15 protein-coding genes are annotated in these 17,653 nt (G+C 59.3%); 2 read left to right on the top strand and 13 right to left on the bottom strand.

Features of this window, described 5'->3' with window-relative positions; genetic code table 11:
• Window positions 1-96 precede the first annotated feature (96 nt).
• A complete protein-coding gene (locus ALTERO38_RS12155; RefSeq protein WP_159968547.1) occupies window positions 97-1,701 on the bottom strand; it encodes a sensor domain-containing diguanylate cyclase in 1,605 nt (534 codons plus the stop codon).
• A gap of 294 nt (window positions 1,702-1,995) precedes the next feature.
• Between ALTERO38_RS12155 and ALTERO38_RS12150 the strand changes: the two genes are divergently transcribed.
• Both ALTERO38_RS12150 and ALTERO38_RS12145 read left to right on the top strand, forming a co-directional pair.
• Window positions 1,996-3,474 (top strand): ATPase domain-containing protein, encoded by a 1,479-nt coding sequence (locus ALTERO38_RS12150; protein WP_159968546.1) that lies wholly within the window; start codon window positions 1,996-1,998, stop codon window positions 3,472-3,474.
• Window positions 3,467-3,877, top strand: a complete 411-nt coding sequence (locus ALTERO38_RS12145; RefSeq protein WP_148924888.1) for a response regulator transcription factor — start codon at window positions 3,467-3,469, stop codon at window positions 3,875-3,877. The genes ALTERO38_RS12150 and ALTERO38_RS12145 overlap by 8 nt, the downstream gene beginning before the upstream one ends.
• A gap of 19 nt (window positions 3,878-3,896) precedes the next feature.
• On the opposite strand, the gene ALTERO38_RS12140 is transcribed toward ALTERO38_RS12145, so the two are convergent.
• From ALTERO38_RS12140 to ALTERO38_RS12085, 12 genes are all read right to left on the bottom strand, one after another.
• Window positions 3,897-4,967, bottom strand: a complete 1,071-nt coding sequence (locus ALTERO38_RS12140) for an acyltransferase (RefSeq protein WP_159968545.1) — start codon at window positions 4,965-4,967, stop codon at window positions 3,897-3,899.
• A 41-nt stretch (window positions 4,968-5,008) separates the two neighbouring features.
• Window positions 5,009-6,007, bottom strand: a complete 999-nt coding sequence (locus tag ALTERO38_RS12135; protein WP_148924890.1) for a glycosyltransferase — start codon at window positions 6,005-6,007, stop codon at window positions 5,009-5,011.
• Window positions 6,008-6,367: 360 nt separating this feature from the next.
• Window positions 6,368-6,697: a hypothetical protein gene (locus ALTERO38_RS12130; protein WP_148924892.1), complete on the bottom strand. Its 330-nt coding sequence runs from the start codon at window positions 6,695-6,697 to the stop codon at window positions 6,368-6,370.
• A 34-nt stretch (window positions 6,698-6,731) separates the two neighbouring features.
• Window positions 6,732-7,949, bottom strand: a complete 1,218-nt coding sequence (locus tag ALTERO38_RS12125; protein WP_148924893.1) for a glycosyltransferase family 4 protein — start codon at window positions 7,947-7,949, stop codon at window positions 6,732-6,734.
• Between the two features lie 144 nt (window positions 7,950-8,093).
• Window positions 8,094-9,212: a glycosyltransferase family 1 protein gene (locus ALTERO38_RS12120; protein ID WP_159968544.1), complete on the bottom strand. Its 1,119-nt coding sequence runs from the start codon at window positions 9,210-9,212 to the stop codon at window positions 8,094-8,096.
• A gap of 16 nt (window positions 9,213-9,228) precedes the next feature.
• Window positions 9,229-10,566 (bottom strand): hypothetical protein, encoded by a 1,338-nt coding sequence (locus tag ALTERO38_RS12115; RefSeq protein ID WP_148924895.1) that lies wholly within the window; start codon window positions 10,564-10,566, stop codon window positions 9,229-9,231.
• Window positions 10,563-11,882 (bottom strand): hypothetical protein, encoded by a 1,320-nt coding sequence (locus tag ALTERO38_RS12110; RefSeq protein WP_159968543.1) that lies wholly within the window; start codon window positions 11,880-11,882, stop codon window positions 10,563-10,565. The genes ALTERO38_RS12115 and ALTERO38_RS12110 overlap by 4 nt, the downstream gene beginning before the upstream one ends.
• The gene (locus ALTERO38_RS12105) at window positions 11,827-13,086 is read right to left on the bottom strand and encodes a glycosyltransferase family 4 protein (protein ID WP_159968542.1); all 1,260 of its coding nucleotides are present in this window, start codon (window positions 13,084-13,086) and stop codon (window positions 11,827-11,829) included. The genes ALTERO38_RS12110 and ALTERO38_RS12105 overlap by 56 nt, the downstream gene beginning before the upstream one ends.
• 21 nt (window positions 13,087-13,107) lie before the next feature.
• Window positions 13,108-13,635, bottom strand: coding sequence for a transcription/translation regulatory transformer protein RfaH (gene rfaH, locus ALTERO38_RS12100; protein ID WP_102834605.1), 528 nt, complete (start codon window positions 13,633-13,635; stop codon window positions 13,108-13,110).
• A gap of 48 nt (window positions 13,636-13,683) precedes the next feature.
• The gene (locus tag ALTERO38_RS12095; protein WP_102834604.1) at window positions 13,684-14,427 is read right to left on the bottom strand and encodes a WbqC family protein; all 744 of its coding nucleotides are present in this window, start codon (window positions 14,425-14,427) and stop codon (window positions 13,684-13,686) included.
• 20 nt (window positions 14,428-14,447) lie between these two features.
• Window positions 14,448-16,658, bottom strand: coding sequence for a polysaccharide biosynthesis tyrosine autokinase (locus ALTERO38_RS12090; protein WP_102834603.1), 2,211 nt, complete (start codon window positions 16,656-16,658; stop codon window positions 14,448-14,450).
• A gap of 64 nt (window positions 16,659-16,722) precedes the next feature.
• A complete protein-coding gene (locus ALTERO38_RS12085; protein ID WP_159968541.1) occupies window positions 16,723-17,652 on the bottom strand; it encodes a glycosyltransferase in 930 nt (309 codons plus the stop codon).
• Between the last annotated feature and the right edge of the window lies 1 nt (window position 17,653).

Below are 17,653 nucleotides of genomic sequence, written 5' to 3'. Positions count from 1 at the left end.
GCGAGTATACAGAGCTGGGTATTTTTTAGCCATGTCTGCCGTCGCCCAGGTCAAGGTGGAATCCTGTCAGCACTAAAACCGCGGGGTTTGCAGAGCTCAAGCGTCCGGTTTGGAATCTTCCGGCAAGTACTGATCGGGTTCAGCGATTTCCGAGCGATTGCGCCCGTGTTGCTTGGCTCGGTAGAGCGCGGCATCGGCCAGTTTCAGGACGCGTTCGATGTCGCTGGCGTGCATCGGCCAGACTGCGATCCCCAGCGAAACGGTGATGTGGCCAACCACCGGAATTTGCTCAAGCTCGACGCAGGTACGCAAGCGCTCGGCTACCAGCAACGCCGAATCGAGCGTGGTGTTGGGCAGTAGCATCAAGAACTCTTCGCCGCCGCTGCGACAGAGAATGTCGGCATCCCGCGAGCAAGTCTTCATCAGTCCAGCCATCTGTTGGATGACGGTATCGCCTACGTCATGGCCGTGGGTGTCGTTGATGCGCTTGAAATGGTCGATGTCCAGCGCAATGACTGCAAAGGAACGGCCTTCGCTGCCGAGCATCTCCAGCGCGAAGGTAAGGCCTCGACGGTTGTGCAGCCCAGTCAGCGGATCGGTCTGTGCGTCCAGGTTGAGCTTGCCGATGCGCTGATGCAGCAGGCTGATACCCAATTGCATGGCGCGCTTGAGCTGGGCCGCTTCGAAATACCACGAGCGGATACGCTGGATGCGCTCAGCGGTGTTGGGTGCGTCCATTTCGCTGGCGCGCTGGGCCAGTTGCGACAGCGGTCGAGTAATCAGCGTCGCCAGGCCCCAAATGCACAGTAACGTCAGCAGGGCTAGCGGCGCGGTCTGGCGAGCAACCCTGAACATCAGGTCATCGAGCGGTTGCAAGGTGTTGGCTGTCGGCCGCTGAGCCACGATGCCCCAGCCAGCGGCAGGGGAGGCCGCATAGCCGGCCAGCATGTCCACGCCTTGGCTGTTGACCACCCGAAGGCTACCGGACTCGCCTTGTAGCGCCCTGTCGATCACTGCGTTTTCGCCCACTACCGTACCCAGCCGTTTCGGCTCAGGGTGATAGAGCAACCTTCGCGTCTGGTCGACGGCATAGAGGTAGGAGCCGTCCTGATAGAAGTGCTGGCCCAACATGCTGTGCAGGATGTTGCGCTCTCGCAGATAGATCACTCCACCGACATAGCCGAGGTAGGTTCCGTCGTCTGCCACGATGGGATGTGAAATCAGGACGACCAATGTGCCCAGAGCCGAAATATAGGGGCTGCTGATCAGGGGCTTGCGCTCGGCGAGCGCTTGGCTTGCGCCCGGCGAATTCAGCTTCTGGCCGACCAGTAGTCCGGTATTCGGGGCGGTTGCGAGAACCTTACCTTCGGCGCTGGTGATGACCACAGCATTGAAACTGTCGGTCTGTTGCCGAAGCCGCCAGGCCTCAGCCTGCCATTGGTTAACGTCCGGGAACCGCGTGGCCATGATCTCGGCGCTCACAGCCAATTGCTGTTGAGCGCTACGGAAGAACTCTTCGGCCCCGTCTGCCAACTTTGCTGCATACGCTTGGTTGGCGGCGAGTGTGCTGCCGATCAGTGAGTCGCGCTGGACCTTGTAGCTGGCGTAGAAGCCAATGCCGAGCGTGATCAAGCCACTCAGCATTGCCAACAGGATGATCAGTCGGCGCAAGTCCAAGCGAGGTAGGCGAGCGGTTTGCATAGTTCCAGCTGTAGTCAATCTCGGCGGGATGTTAGGGCGTTTGTTGCCTTGCCTCCAGCAATGACGGCAAACAGTCGACAACAGGTCTGGCAGATTCTGGTTGCGGGCGTGCAGCTCGCGAGACCCTAACACGGTCATCAAGCAGGCAAGCAAGATTATTGATCGCTTCCCCTGTCATACCTTGTATGAAACATGAACAACCGGGCCCGGAAGGTGACCAATGTGCACCGGCGAGTAATCTGGTCCGGGGTGCCTTTGCTACCATGCGCTCACTGATCGAAACGGAAAGCTGCTGTGACCGACAACTCTACCTACTCGCCAACCGCGCCAGCTCATGTTCCGACTGGCGTGCCAGGGTTGGACGCTGTCCTAAAAGGCGGGCTGCTGCCCCGAGCGGTATACATCGTCCAGGGTGGGCCGGGTGAGGGGAAAACCATTCTGGCCAACCAGATCTGTTACAGCTGGGCAGCCCGTGGCGAGCGTTCCCTGTATGTGACCTTGCTGGCCGAAACCCACCACCGTCTGCTTCGCCATCTGCAGAACATGCGTTTCATGGACAACCAGTATGCTGGCACTTCGGTGGTCTATGAGAGTGCCTTTGACATTCTCCGTACCGACGGGCTGGAAGGCATCCTGCGTTACCTCACGCGCAATGGAAAGCGTCAACAGGCCTCGTTGATCGTGATCGACGGGCTGTTCGCGCTGGAAGAAAACGCCGCCTCGGAGCGTGCTTTTCGCGAATTCATCAATGACCTGTCGATTTACGCTGACGTAGTTGGCTGCACCATCCTGTTGCTGACCAACAGCAAACGCGACTCTGGCAGCCCCGAGTTCACCATGGTCGATGGTTGGTTGCACCTGGGCAGTGACGAGGATCAGTTCCGGACCTACCGGTATCTGCAGGTGCGCAAGTTCCGCGGCAGCGACTTCATTTCCGGTCGGCACATGAGTTCGATCACCAGCGACGGTTTTCGTGTGTTCCCACGGCTGGAGGCAGTTACCGGCGAATTGGAATCGGCGCCCATGCGCGATGAGCGCCTGAGCACCGGTGTTGTTGGGCTCGACGACATCATTCAGGGCGGTATTCCTTTTTCCTCGACGACCTTGCTGGTAGGCCCCACCGGGGTGGGCAAGACCACCCTGGGACTGAGCTTCATCTGTGACAGCAGCGAAGCTGAGCCCGGTCTCATTTTTGGCTTTTACGAGGACGCACACAGGCTGCGACGTCGTGCAAAAGCACTCGGGCTTGAGCTGGGGGCCATGATCGACAGTGGCGTGGTGGAGGTGGTTCATCACGCTCCAACCGAGCTGCTGCAGGATCAGCTCGCCGAAGAGATTATCGAGGAGGTTCGCCGGAGAGGCGTGAAGCGGCTGTTCATCGACGGCATCGACGCGTTCAAACAAGCGGCAGTGAATGAGCAGCGGCTGGGGCGTTTTGTCAGCACCCTGACGGCCATTCTCCGTTGCGAGGGTGTTACGACGGTATTTACCGCGGAGTTGGCAGAGATCGTCGGCGGCGAGCATGGATTGCAGTTTGCCGCCGTCTCGGCGATCGCCGAGAACATCATTCTGCTGAGGTATGCAGAACTCGAATCGCGGCTCTACCGAACACTGGCGATCCTGAAGATGCGCGAAAGCGGCTTCGACCCCTATGTGTACGAGTTCTATCTGGGCGAGGGCGGGTTCAAGCTCGGAGGGAGGATGGAGCGTACTGAGGGGGTCGTGACGGGGCAGCCCCACCGTCAAACCTTGACGGGAGGGCGGGATGCGTGACGAGCAGCCCCAAAGACTCCAACCGCTCGTGTTGCTGGTCGAGGATGAGCTCGGCCTCAGCAAACTGATGGTGATGATCTTAGAGGACGAGGGTTACCGAGTCGTCGAAGCGGCAAACGGTGCGCAGGGCTTAGCCAAGCTCGAGCAGGAAAAGCCCGCGCTGATCATCACCGACTACATGATGCCCGAGCTCAATGGCTTCGAGATGGTGTGCGCAATACGCAAGAACCCTGCGTATGACGACGTGCCAATCCTGATGATGAGCGCTGCGTTGCCCCAGCAGCTGCCAATCGACGGCCTGGTCGATCATTTCCTGCAAAAGGGCACCGGCTTGGAGACACTGGTGGCCACCATTCGCCGTCTCGTCGAGGACAACGGCACGCCCTCGGAGGCGACTCGCTAGGCCGATAAGAATATCGCGCTCAGGGCACCGGATTCAGGCCAGTAGCGCTGATACCTTGCCGACTGCCCGGCAGGAAGCGCTTGAGGCGCAACGCTGGCGACTCGATCAGATACCAAGACACTGCAGCGATGGCGATACTCGCCACCAGGCTGATTACCATGAATGCCGGCAACGACAGGTGGGGATCCAACCAGTGCATCATCAGTTGCTGCACGGGAAAACTGAAGATGTAGATGCCGTATGAGAAATCACCGTATCGGCCGAAGCCTGACAGCCGCGGGATTTTCAGATGCGCCAGGTAAATGGTCAGGTAGGGCAATGTCAGGACATGTACGAAGAACCACCATTCGGTCCTTGCGCTAATCAGCGATAGCGAAAGCAGGGCAAGCGCGATTTTCCAGTTCCACGGCAGCAGCTTGCGGTAGATATATAGCGCTGAGCCAAGAAAGAAAAACATGCCCAAGCGGGTTACCTTGCGCAGGATGTCGCTCTCCAGCCCCAGCTTCGGCACCAGGTAGAAGTGGACGACCATAAGCACCATCGGCACCGCCACTACTGCAGCTCGTCCAAACAGCCTGAGCAGCCCTAGCACCAACAGCATCGTGTACATCAGTACTTCGTAAGGCAGCGTCCAGACCGATCCGTTGACCGTCCCCGGAAACGGATTTTCGGTGAAGACGCCGGGCAGATGGAACTGTGTGAACAGCGCTGCATTGGAGAGATAACGGACAGTCTGGCTGTTGAGCAAGTACTCGCCGAGCGAAAGGTCGGTGCCCAGTGGGCCGACGACAAACGCGGTGAACAGCGTCGATACCGCCAGCGCTGGAAATATACGCAGTGCTCGTTTGCCGGCGAAGTCCAGGCCACTACGGCTGTGAATCCACGAGGCGGCGATCAAAAAACCGCTCATGACGAAAAACAGGTTCACCGCAATGTCAGCGGTGTCCATGGAGCCGGTGAACAGCCGTACTGGTTCGACAGCGCCCAGTCCAGAGAGCCAGTAGCAGTGGCCAAGCACCACTGCGGATGCAGCGAAGAAGCGTAGAAAGTCGAAGTTGTTTTCGTCGCGTTGCATTGAGGCGATGTCCATGCACGGCTCCTGATGTTTCTGAAACGCCCGAGGTGGCCAGGTCAACGCAAGGGGAATGTCTTGCTCATTCCTAACGCACCGGATTCGCCGTCGTGAATGGCTTGCTCAATGAGCGCCAGACGCCCGCGGCTGTTGCGCAGACGAGCGACGAGGCGCAAAAGGGTGAGAAACATCGCTCGGTTGATGCGGTGGAGCCTGGGGGAGGCAGCCCAAACGTTCTTGTCGAACCAGGCCTGGTTACGCGCGGTGTAGTAGGCGCGGAAATCCGACTCGCCGAGGAGGAAGGTTTCATAGATGTTTCGGGTACGCTGCTTTGTGTTCCAGGACTGCTCCAGCTCCTCGATCACCGCCTCGGTAAAGAGAAACAGCCGCCCACCGCTGGCCGTGATTCGCCGGGTGTACTCGGTGTCGTCAACGTAAAGGACCAGCTCTTTCAGCGGCAAACCTATCCGCTCATACAGGCTGCGGTGCGCGAGCATGCCGCCATAGGGGGCGAATGGCAGGCTGATGCTTGTAGGCAGTGGGCCGGCTCGCTTGCCCCACGGCAGTCGCCTCCAGATTTTGTAAGGCAATTGGGCGATGTGAAACCCGAAATAGCTGGAGCGCGGTTGCCGGATGTAACGGGCAGGTATGCCCTGAGCGATGTCGGCCTGTTGGGTCTCACGGTAGCCCAGGACTGCGACCTGGTCCGAGCCGAGCAGGCCAGTCAGACGCGTGAGCTCATGGTGCAGAATCGATACGGCGGCGGCAGTGGGCAGGTTGTCATCGTCCATCATCCAGATGAAGTCGGCGTCGGAAGCCAGCGCAGCTTCAAGTCCCACGGCGTAGCCATTGGCCGAGCCTGTGTTTTCGGCCAGTTCGATCACACGAACCTGATCCGGCCAGCGCTGTACCAACTGATCGAGAGACGTCAGCGATGCGTTGCTCACCACCACCACGTTGCTGACCGCGGGAAAACTCAGGGCGCGCTCGATCGATTGCTGCACAAACGGCAGCCGGTCTCCGTAGGTCACGGTGACCACAGTGGTTTTCGAAGTCATGATTGTCTCGACGTGGAAACGTGAGCGGCCCGCTACCCAGGGGCGTGGCGCTCCCGGCAAGGCCCTTGCGGCGCTGCGGTAGCGGGTAGCGGGATCGCTAGGAAGTGGGTGGTTCTAATCAGCCGATTTGGTCGGATGTAGCGTTGGCGTTTGGCTGCGCTTCAGAGGACGGCTCGACTGCTGAGAATAGGACATGGCGGTCCGGGGTAAACAATGCGTGGAAGACACTGATCAATTTGCTGGGCCCGGACGCGTCGGGCGGCGTTTGGAAAAATTCCGTGTAGGAATATCCGTCGGCATACACCAGGGTTTGCTGGGTTTGGTCTGCACTGTCCATAGCGACTCCAAGTATCACGGGGGTTAAAACGAGTAGCGAATGGTTTCGTTTGAGCGGTATGGGTTGCCTACAAAGGGTTTTGCCAGGCGGATCGGCGCGGGTGTCGCTATGTCGGAACTGGAACTGCCTGCGCATTGCGGAGCGTTCTGATGCATGCCGAGGTTGAACAGGGTTGCTCCGCGACGCTTGGCACAGCCTGTTTTGCTCTGCACGGAATGGCCAGACTCATGTAACAGCCCGTCTTCGCTTGGCAAGTCCGAGCGGTGGTGGGCGCTAGCGGTACCGCCGATCAACAGCGCGAGGCTTAATGCCGAAATGGTTTGAAAGCATTGTGCTGCGGTGGTTGTGTTCATCCTTGAAGCCTCGCATAGGGGAGTGAGGACTCGGTCAGGCATGTTTCATCGGAACTGCCGTAGGGTAAACCTGAGCCACATTCAGAGAGGTGATCGTTGGTAGATCCAGTAGCGCATCCTGCCCTTGGAGCAACGAAACCTCTCGAACCCTAGTATCAACGAATGACTTGATCTCCTGCCTGAATCGTTCGGTTGAAAATCGCTCTGCGCTTGTGCGGCAGGTCTCAGGCAGAATCTGATGCGCGTGCACCTCGAATCGCTCCACGGCGGCTATCAACGATTCAGGTGTCTGCTCGTTATAGAACACGCCCGTTGGCTCGGGATGCTCGATTCCCCGCACGGTTTCCAGTACGCCGCCTCTGCCGTAGGCAATGACTGGCGTGCCGCACGCCTGTGCTTCGATGGGTGCGATGCCGAAATCCTCTTCTGCAGCAAACACGAAGGCGCGGGCGCGCTGCATGTGGTGCAGCAGCACGGCGAAGCTCTGGTAGCCCATCAGCGTCACGTTCGACGTGGCGAGTTCCCTGGCCTTTTCCATTTCCGGCCCACTGCCGATCACGATGAGCTTCTTGTCGGGCATTCGGGAGAACGCCTCGACGATCATCGGGATGCGCTTGTACGGCACCATTCGCGAGGCCGTCAGGTAGTAATCCTCTTTCGCCGCGTGGAGCGTGAACTGACGTGTGTCGACCGGTGGGTAGATCACGGTGGATTCGCGGCGGTAGCTCTTGTTGATGCGCCGACCGATGAAGTGAGAGTTGGCGACAAAGTCGTCAACACCGCTGGCGGTGCGCTGATCCCACATGCGCATGTAGTGAAGCAGCATGCGCGCCAGTTTGGCCTTGAATCCATGATCGAGACTCGCTTCGTGCAGGTACTGATGCTGCAAATCCCAGGCATAGCGGATCGGCGAGTGCACGTAGCTGATATGCAGTTGGTTGGGGCCGGTCAAAACGCCCTTGGCAACGGCATGGCTGCTGGAAATCACCAGGTCGTAACCCGACATGTCCAGCTGCTCGATGGCCAGCGGCATCAAGGGCAGATACTTCTGGTAGTGCGTCTTCGCCTTCGGCAATTGCTGGATGAAAGTCGTGGTGGCGCGCTTGCCGCCGAGGTTGGCTCGGTCCTCATCGGAGAGGAAATCGATCACGGAATACAGGTCAGCTTCCGGCCAGACATCCAGCAATCCGGCAAGCACCCTCTCGGCACCGGCATAGGTCACTAGCCAGTCATGAATTATGGCGATTTTCATTGCGAAGGCCTTTTCTAGGTAGGGGAGTGGCAGGCGTCACCCCGGTTGCAGTGACGGGAATTGCAGTTACAGCTACTGGCGTGATGCTTCAGCCGCCAGCGGGGCGGGGATATCGGGACGGCTGGGAACGGACCCGCTTCCTGGCTAGTGCTTTGGTTGGCTGATTGGCAGCGGATTAATGTCTGCAACGTCGACATTTCGCACGCCGGTGAATGCTTGGTCGATAAGTCTGGAGACCTGACGAGCCGAGGTGTTCCAGCAATATCGCGCGACGTTTGCCTTGCCTCGACGGCGCAGGTCCTGACGCAAGGCTTCGTCCCGCAGGACCCGCTGCATGCTCTGGGCGATGTCCTCTACCCTCATGGGATCGAAGTACAGCGCGCTGTCGCCGAGAACCTCGGGAATGGATGCGGCACGCGCGGCGATAACCGGGCAACCACAGGCCTGCGCTTCGAGTGGAGGGATGCCGAACCCTTCATATAGCGAAGGAAATACGAAGGCAGCCGCACCTTGGTAGGCCTCTACCAGTTCCTCGTCCGTCAGCCTGCCTAGCATGCGAATGCGTCGACTACCGGCCACATCGTGGAGGCTTCCCGAGAAGATCCGGTTGGAGTCACCAATGATGCGCAGCTCGACCTCATCGAGACCTTCCATGCTCAGGAAAGCCGCGACCATCCGGGCGAAATTCTTGTGCGCGCTGGGCGACGACACTGCCAGGAGGTAAGGCGCCGCCTCGCGTGGGCATTGCTCTGCGCAAAAGGGTTGGAAGCGTGCATCCACCGCGTTTGGTACAACGCAGATATTTTTTGCCGGATACCCGTAATGGCCGGCTATCTCCTTTCTGGAAAATTCGCTGACGGTGATCAACGCCTTGGTTCGTCCAAGCAGAAACGGGGTCAGGTTTCGGTACATGGCTCTGAATGTCCTGGAATAACTTTCCGGGTGCCTGATGTAGGTGATGTCGTGGTGCGTCGCAATCTGGTTGCCGTAGAACAGTGGGGCGGTGTTGCACAGCGAGACCAGGGGGGGAGAGCCGTTGCGTGCCAGCCACAGTGGAAGATCCAATTGCTCCCACAAGTGCCCGTGGTGTCGGCCTATACGTCGGACCTGCAATTGTTCTGCACTTTCGTGCAGGCGTATGTCATCAGGCGCGACGAAGACCAGGTCGTTGCGCAAGTCTTTGAGCTGCAGGCAAATCTGTTCCGCGAACCGCTGTACGCCTCGCATATCCTGAGTCAGGAAGCGAGCATTGATCACGATCATCTTGAGTTCCTTCTGTTCAACGAGTCGAGATGGTCAGCGCCTGCCCCGTATCAGGCGAAGCCGCTTCGCCGAGGCTGACAATTTTAGGGAACCGGTCGAGCTCAATCTGCGCAGTGCAGGTACCTGTGTCGCTCGCGCACTGCCAGGCTTTAAAGGACGACCATCCCTTGTCGGGCTGTGCGGTATCGAGCAGCTTCAAGTCACCCGTTGTCTTTCCTGTAGCGGTAATGGTGGCTGGGCGTGGCCGGTCGGGGGCCCATGCCACCAGCAGCTGCTCCTGGCCATTGGAGAACTGCAGCTGGACGCTGTCCGGTGAGTTGCCAACCCGGCCTACGAACTCGAAGTTATTGATGATCGGGCTGATTGTTTCGAGCACGCGATACGCCGGTTTAAGCGAGTAGTCCTGTCGGACCAGACCGAAGTTGTGTTCCCGCTCTCGCTTATCGGTGCCATCGTTGCGGAAGTCATACCACCAGTAGCCGCGCACGTTGGGTAACGTTTTGGCAAGGAAAAAACTTCGTGCCAGATAGGCCGCCTGAAGGGTTTCATCGATCCCGCAGGCACCTTGGTGCGCAGGCCAAGCCATTTCGGTCAGGTAAAGCGGAACCGGTTGGTTGGCAGCGCTCGACAGTTCGAGATCGACCTCGGCGAGCCATTCGATCCAGGCTTCGGGGGTGTTCTTCCCACGGTTACGGCAGTGGACGTACGGGTGCAACGAGAGGCCATCGATCGATTGCATGATCCCAGCCTCGACCAGACGCAACGCGAATCCAGACTCGATGCCCTTGGTGGTCACTGCACCGGCCAGCACCTTGGCGTCCGGGTCATGCTGACGGATGATGCCCGCCGCATCTGTGATCAACCGGGCGTAATCCTGCGTGAACTGCGGGTCGATCGGGTCCTCTACGTCCCATTCGTTCCAGATCTCGTAGTGCTTGATGCGACCGCGGAATTGTTGAGCCGTGAACGCCACGTAGCGATTGAACGCCGCGCGCACCGGCTCGCTGCGTGGCTTCTCGCCGTTGCCGTGAAAGCGGTTGCCATAGCCCAGAATGAACATGCTTTCGATCCCCTGCGCTTCGTTGCCAGCAAGGTAGGCTGGCCAATGCCGCTCCACCTTGAGCTGATCGCGCTTGCGCTCGAGGAAGGCCCAGTGCGCATCGGTGCGTACCGACTCGATGCCTGCTTGTTGTAAAAGCTGCACACCCTTGCTGGTGGTGTCGCGTAGATGCAGGTCATGCGAACAGACCCCCACGATAAATGGGTCCTCTGTCGGTTGTGCCGGTGCTGGCGCAGCAAGCGCAGTCACAGCAGCGGCAAGCGCAAGGCAGTGCAATGGATGTCGGTGTTTCATGGCCGGTCGTCCCTGGGTTTTCGCTTATCAAGCTCAAGGCCGTAATGCGTTGATACCGTTGCAACCGGATGGTGACGCTCCTGCGGCGTCAGGGCATGGGCAATGGCCATGCCGAGGAACAGGGTGGCCGTGGTGACTTCCAGTACGTCGGTTGCCCAGCCGATCAGGATGGTGCAGAAAACAATCCCCAGTAGCGCGTCGCGAATGCGCGGGCCACGGTCATGCAGGCGCAGCAGCAACGGAAACAGCAGCAGATACAGCAGTACACCGAATACGCCGAGCATTCCCCAGAGATACAACGCCGTGTTGTCAGCGATGCTCAGCAACTCCAGCCAAGCCAATGGGAAGGCCGCCGCGCTGCTGCCTACTGCGCCGAAGCCAGCGCCCCACCAACCCCAGCCTTCGTTAACGATGACATCGATGAAATTCGGCCAGCTGTGGATCAGCCGATCATTGAAGGACGCTAGCAGGCTGGCGCTATACGCCTCGCTTTGCGGGATGTTCAACAGCAGGCTGGCGATCGGCAATCCCATGCCCACCAGCACGGCGATGAAAAATGCCGTGGCGCTGGGCAGGCGGTAACCGGCCAGAAACAGCATGAGCAGGGTCAGCAGGTATGCAGCGGCAGTGGACTTGTTGGTCGTGAGAAATATCGCGCCAAAGGCCAGCGGGTACAGCAGCATCCGTAGTAACCGCGACCGCAGGAACGCCGCCAGGAACAGGCTGTACAGGGCGATCATTACGGCCAGGTTGGTCGACATCCGGGCGAATCCGGCAAGACGGTCGGTACTGCCGAACGCCCAGGATTTGTTTGCGGTCAGCTCGACGTCGCCCATCATGTAGCTATAGCCCTTCCATGGCACGCTGGTGAACATGTCCAGCGCAATGCCGAGCATTGACGCGACCAGGCAGAAACCGATGACCCAGCTGAGCAGGCTGGTCCTTTGCTCCAGATAGCCGCCGCAGAACAATCCGAACAACAGCGGGATGTAGATGAACAGGCTGAAGCCGACATTGCCCAGCGTGGCACCGTGCAGCAGAGCAAACAGGCTTGAGACCAGCACGGCAAACAGCACCAGCCAGACGCCGGGCTGGCTTCGGGCCCTGGGCATTTCCAGCGCAACTGCCGCGACGCAGGCCAGTTTGGGCAAGTAGAGCAGGGCCGAAACGCCAGCAATATCGAGGTAATAACGAAGTGCTCCGGCGAAGGTTTCGCTGATCAGCAGCGAGGCCGCGATCAGCGTCAGCACCGTCGGTTTATCAATCGCCAGCGGTCTCGACCTGCGATGCGAAATGGTCAGCGAACTCGGGTTCATCGTGGGCGCTCCGGCCGTGTAGCGTGGAATGCAGGATCGACTGGTACTGATCGAGCATTCGTTCCGTATCTAAAAAGGCGGCGACACTCTCGCGTGCATGGCTGGACAGACGATGGCGAAGTCCGCTGTCCAGATAGAGCTTGAGCATGGCCCTGCCGAGGGAGTCGGGGTCGCTCGGGGTGCAGATCAAGCCATTCAGGTTGTCCTGAATGATTTCCGGCAAACCGCCCATGTTCGTGGCGATGATCGGCAAGCACTGAGCGCAGGCTTCAACCGCCACCAGCCCGAAGGGCTCGGCCCAGATCGACGGGATGACCAACACGTCAATTTCCCGCATGAAGCGTTCCGAGGGTTGGTAGCCAACAAACCTCACCCTGGCAGGGTCGGCCTGTTCCTTGAGCTTGGCCTCGTAGTCCAGCTTGCCGCTACCAGCGATTTCCAGCGTGGCGTTGATGGAGAGCGCCTGAAATTGCTCGATCAGCCAGCCCACACCCTTGTTTTCAGAAAGCGTACCGATGTAACCGAAGCGCAACAGCCCGCTATGGCGTGACCTTGGCCTGGCGGGCAGGCCGCTGCCGGCGTCGATGCAGTTATGCACGACATGCTGGCTGGCTCGGCCGAAATAGCCCTGGGCGGTCAGCCGATCTAGGACAAACCGACTGACGCCGATTACCGCCGCGACCTGAGCCGAGGCCGCCGCATGCGAATGGCGAAAGGCTGAACACTTGCCGCACTGACGCTCGCAGCTACGGCCCTTGCTGAACATGGTGTCTTTGGGACAGAGCAGATAGAGATCGTGTAGCACCTGAACGATGGGCAGTCCGGCCGCGCTGATTTCGTCCCATGCGGATATCGACCAGCCTGTGAGGTTGTTGCAAACCACCACGTCGGGTCGCTCGCGCTCGATGACCTGACGCACATGCCGTCGCATGGGGCGGTTGTAGCGGTCTCGATAATGCCAACCCAGCCGCAACAGTCGACTGGGACGGGACTGAGTGAAATGCCAGTAGAAGTTATCCAGCCCGGCGCGGTAGATCCGCACGCCGTCGAGTTCCTCATCGTGAAGTCCCGCCTCTGGGCCAGTCGCCAAGACAACAATGTCGCAGCCACGGCGCTGGAGCCCTTCGGCTAACTGTCGGACCACTATTTCCGCTCCGCCGCCAATGTGGGGCGCATACAAACTGTGTAGAAAAAGAACCTTCATGGTGCGCCCCTCGATGATCAGTCAATCCGCTCGGCAGGCCAGCGAGAAGGCTGGCTGTGCAGGGATGCTGCAGAGGTAGCGGTTGGGCACACGAACCTTTTGTTCACGCTGAAGCAGGTTCAGCAGGATCACCGAACGCTTCTCGCCGTCGGCACTGACGAAAATAGCCTCGAGATCGATGAAGCTGCCGCCATGCACCTGAACCTTTTCGCCGGGCTCGAACTGAGGCGCCTGAGGCTCGCTGGCCAGACGTTGACGCAACTGCTCGATGAGTTCGTCTCTGACGGGTGTCGGCTCGCTGCCGAATGACACTACGCGGGCGACGCCGCGCGTGGAGCGAATCGGGTACCAGTTATCCAGCTGCCGATCGAGTCGGATGAACAGGTAACCCGGGAAGAGCGCTTCGTCCGTTTTTCCGTTCCCTGTGCAAGGCTTTATAGGCCGGTAGCACTCGAAGTGCTGACGTCGAAGATTGTCTTCGGCGCGGCTTTCCTGGCGGGGTTTGGTCTGGATCAGGTACCAGTGGGAGTTGCTGCTGAGCGAGGTCATTTGAACCGCCTTCCATAGTGAGAATTGTCGATGTCCGTTCTGTCGAGGTCATGCGCCTTGCAACGCGGCCGGCTGCTCTATGCCCTCGACCAAAGAAAAACGTTTGAGCAGCGCCTGCGCTTCGCTTCGGCTGTTGAACATCAACACGTCGATGATCGACAGCGAAGGCACGAAGGGGTGGTTGAACTGGGGATAGCTCAAGTCATCCATCTTCAGGAATCTCAGCGTCAGCCCCTGCGCTCTGAAAAAGGCGTGGCTGTAGAGCTCCGTGCCGCCGATTGGGTTGATGTACAGCTCCGCGTTCATTTTGTGGGCGATGGTGACCACGCGTTCCTGCTTGTCCATGCGTGCCGGCAAGCCCAGTTCAGAGCCGATGCGGATCGGCGTCGCGATCTGCAGGTAGGCGCAGATCCGGCGGATGGAATTCTCGATGAAGCGCGCCAGGTTGCGCTCGGGGTGCGCCAAGATCTGACGCACCAGGGTCATCACCTCGGCTTTGTGTGGCGCACGGGAGTACACCAGCTCCAAGGTCTTCAGCATCTTTTGCGCTTCTTGCTCGAACTCGTCGCAGAGCCAGCGTTGGTTGATCGGGAAGAACTGGTTGGCTTTCCGCAGTGGAAAGGTGATGAGTTTCGGTTGCCCAGCCGCCAGTATCCTGTTGCGGTTGATCCATGAGCCTTTGACGTACTGAAGGTCGTCGCCCAGCACAAAGACATCACTGCGCGCGATCAGCTGGAAATAGCCGAGATAGGGGAACAGGTAGGGCTGCATCATCGAGACGGTTCTGAGCACGGGCATATCCCTCGCGTGTGTCAGGCTTTTTGAGAATAGCTGTAGTAACCGTAGGCGCCGGTCTCGTAGGCCGAGCTCGAGGCCCTGCGTTTGACGCCGTTGAGAATGGCGCCCTTGAGCAGTACGCCGTTCTGCGCCAGGCGCCGTTTGGAGGCTTCGATCTGGCCGGCAGTGCTCAACCCATATCGGGCCACCAACAGGCAGGTGCCGGCCTGTTGCGCAACCAGAACGGCATCGGTTACGGCCAACACCGGTGGTGTATCGACGATCACGAAATCGTACTCACGCTCGGCGTCCTTGAGCAGACGAGCGAAATTCTCGTGCATCAACAGTTCCGAGGGGTTGGGCGCACTATGTCCGCTGGCAATGAAATGCAGGTTGGCCTGATCGGTCTTGCAAACCACGGCGGCGAGCTGCAAGCCGCTGGCCAGGGCGTCCGACAGACCGTTGCGCGGCGCCATGCCGAACATGCCGGCCAGATAGCCGCGCCGCATGTCGGCATCGATCAGCAGCACGCGCTGGCCAGCCTGAGCTATGACAGAAGCGAGGTTACTTGCGACGAACGATTTGCCCACCGCGGGCGTCGGGCTGGTAATCACCAGCACCTGATTGCGTGCCTCGAGCATGGCGAACTTGAGGCTGGTGCGCAGGCTGCGGAGCGATTCGATAGCCAGGTCGGCGGGATCGGCGCGACCCAGCAGCTTGCTTCTGCCGTCGTGAATCTTCCTCAACCGGTACAGGTGCTCCTGCTTCGGCGAAAAAGGCAGCGCGGCATACACTGGCGTCCCTAGATTCTCAATGGTCTCGGGGCTTTCGATGCCGCGGTAGAACACCTGCCGCAGCAGGATCACCATTGCCGACACCAGCAGCCCGATGAAGATCGCGACCAGCACCACCAGTGGCTTGATTGGTTTTGCTGGTTTCTCCACCACCGCGTAGGCGCTGTCGATGATGCGGACGTTACCGATGGTGCCCGCGCGCAGGATGTCCTGTTCCTGGGCTTTGTCCAGCAGCAGCGTGTAGGTGCGCGTGGTGACCTGCATGTCGCGATTCAAACGCAAGAGTTCCTGCTGCGTCATTGGCAGGGTGTCGATCTTGCCCATCAACGCGGCTTTCTGGGCCTCCAACTGGCCGATCTTCTTCATCAGCGTCTGGTAGGTCGGGTGTTCCGGGGTGTAGAGCTGGTTGTATTCGGTGCGTTTGAGGTTGTGTTCGGAGATCTGTGATTCCAGCGCGACGATCTGATCGAGCACGCCCTTGGTCTCGATGCTGATGTCCACCGACTGGGCGCTGGTCTGGTAGTCATTGAGGGCGGCTTCGGCCTTTTCCAGCTCCTTGCGCACCATGGGTACCTGCGACCTCAGGAACTCCAGGCGCTGAGCCGCTTCGGCGGAGCTGCGTTCGATGTTCTGTCGAACATACAGGCGACTGATTTTGTCGAGCACCCGATTTGCTTTGTCCGAATCCGGGTCCTCCATCGTGAGATAGATGATCCCGGAGTCCTTTCCGGCTTCACCCACCTTGAGGCGCTTCTGGTAGTCCAAGGCTGTGGTCTGCGGACGGCTGCGCACAACGACGAACTCGGTGCCGGGGCGAGCCTTGAGTTCGGCGACTTGAAGACGAAATCCGTCTAGTTGAACGGCTTCGTTGACTTTGCCGGTCAGCAACAATTTCTCTTCAGCGTCATACAGGCGGTATGAGCCAGCAGTGCCGGCACGCAGCAGCAGTTTCTCGCCCAGGTAGGCGTCCGGCACGTCCAGCTGGAAGATGTCGAGTTTTTCTCCACCCCAGGCGTAGCTGTCCAGGCCCAATAGCGGTGCAGCGAGCTCTCCGTCTTCTACGGGGTCGTGCTGGCGGGCCAGGTAGCTGCCGAGCAGCGGGACGTACTTGGGCCGGGCATTGATGTAAAGCCTCAGGTCATTGACGGTGTCGCCTAGTACCGCACGGGATTTGATCAGCTCTATTTCGGTGATCGCCTGCGACACCGAGTTCGGCCTGGGCACGGATTCGGGAATACCAGTGATCCCTGACTTCTTTGGTTCGATCTGGATCATCGCGGTGGCTTCATAGATCGGAGTGGCGACGATGGCGTAGGCGACGCCGAGCAGAGCGAAGAGGCCGGTGATGGTGAAAATTAGACGCTTGTGATCGAACGCCACGCGCAGAATGCGCGCCAGATCGATCCGGTTATCGCCATCGTATTCCAGCGAAGAGCGGGCCATTGCAGTCATTGCGGGTTCCTTCCTTGAGTGTTGCGCCACCGGTGCAGCAGCGGGCGTGACGGCCAGGTGTTCTTCAGACACCTGGGGTCAGCCTGCGCAAAAGATTGATGCTGATGTTTTGGAAGACCTGACCCAGTGCCTGGAGCTTGCTGAGCGGCGAGATCGACGCGAGCACCTGAGCGAACACCTGGATCATGAAGTACTCGTACAGCGGCTGAACGCCGATGCGCTGGTAGTAACGAGCGAGGTTGTAGTAGGCGTGCGTGGTCATCTGGATGCGTTGCTTACTGCTGCGCATCGAGAAGATTCCGCCTTCATGCACGCGATAGGCCGCAGGCTTTATCTCTTCGATGAACTTGCCTTTGCCATGCGCGCCAAGCAGTGACCACCAGCAGATATCCAGCACTTCGACGCCGTGCAACTCCGGTGGCAACTCCTTCAAAAGGTTGCGAAAACAGACGGTCAGCGTGGAAACCGGACGCGCCTTTTGCAGCTGGAGAGCGGTTGCGTCCTTTCGATACTTGCCGGTCAGGTGAGGGGTACGGACGACGCCCTGGCTGTTGAACATGAATGCATCGTGGTAAGTCATCACGTAGTCACGATGTGTTTCGAGGAAGTCCACCTGTATCTGCAGCTTGCGCGGGTCCGTCCAGTAATCGTCTCCTTCGCAGTAGGCGATATATCTGCCGCGGGCCTGAGCGAAAAGTCGCGTGCTGAACGGCACCCCCAGCTGATATTGATTTTCTTGCTGATAGATCGGCTTGATCAGGTTGGGGTAACGCGCGGCGTACTCGCGGACGATCGCGGCTGTGCTGTCGGTCGACGCATCATCGTGGACGACCACCTCAAACGGGAAGTCGGTTTCCTGCCGAATGAAACCGTCCAGCGTTTCCTTTATGAACGCCGCATGGTTGTAGGTCAGGCAGATGATGCTCAGCAGGGGAGAGCGTTGGTCGCCCCAAGCTGCCATTACGTCCTGTTCGGTTCTCGATTGGCTGTCCATT

The sequence above is a fragment of the Pseudomonas sp. 9Ag genome (assembly GCF_902506445.1).
Taxonomy (GTDB): domain Bacteria; phylum Pseudomonadota; class Gammaproteobacteria; order Pseudomonadales; family Pseudomonadaceae; genus Stutzerimonas; species Stutzerimonas stutzeri_AB.
This window is presented reverse-complemented; position numbering and strand designations above follow the sequence as displayed.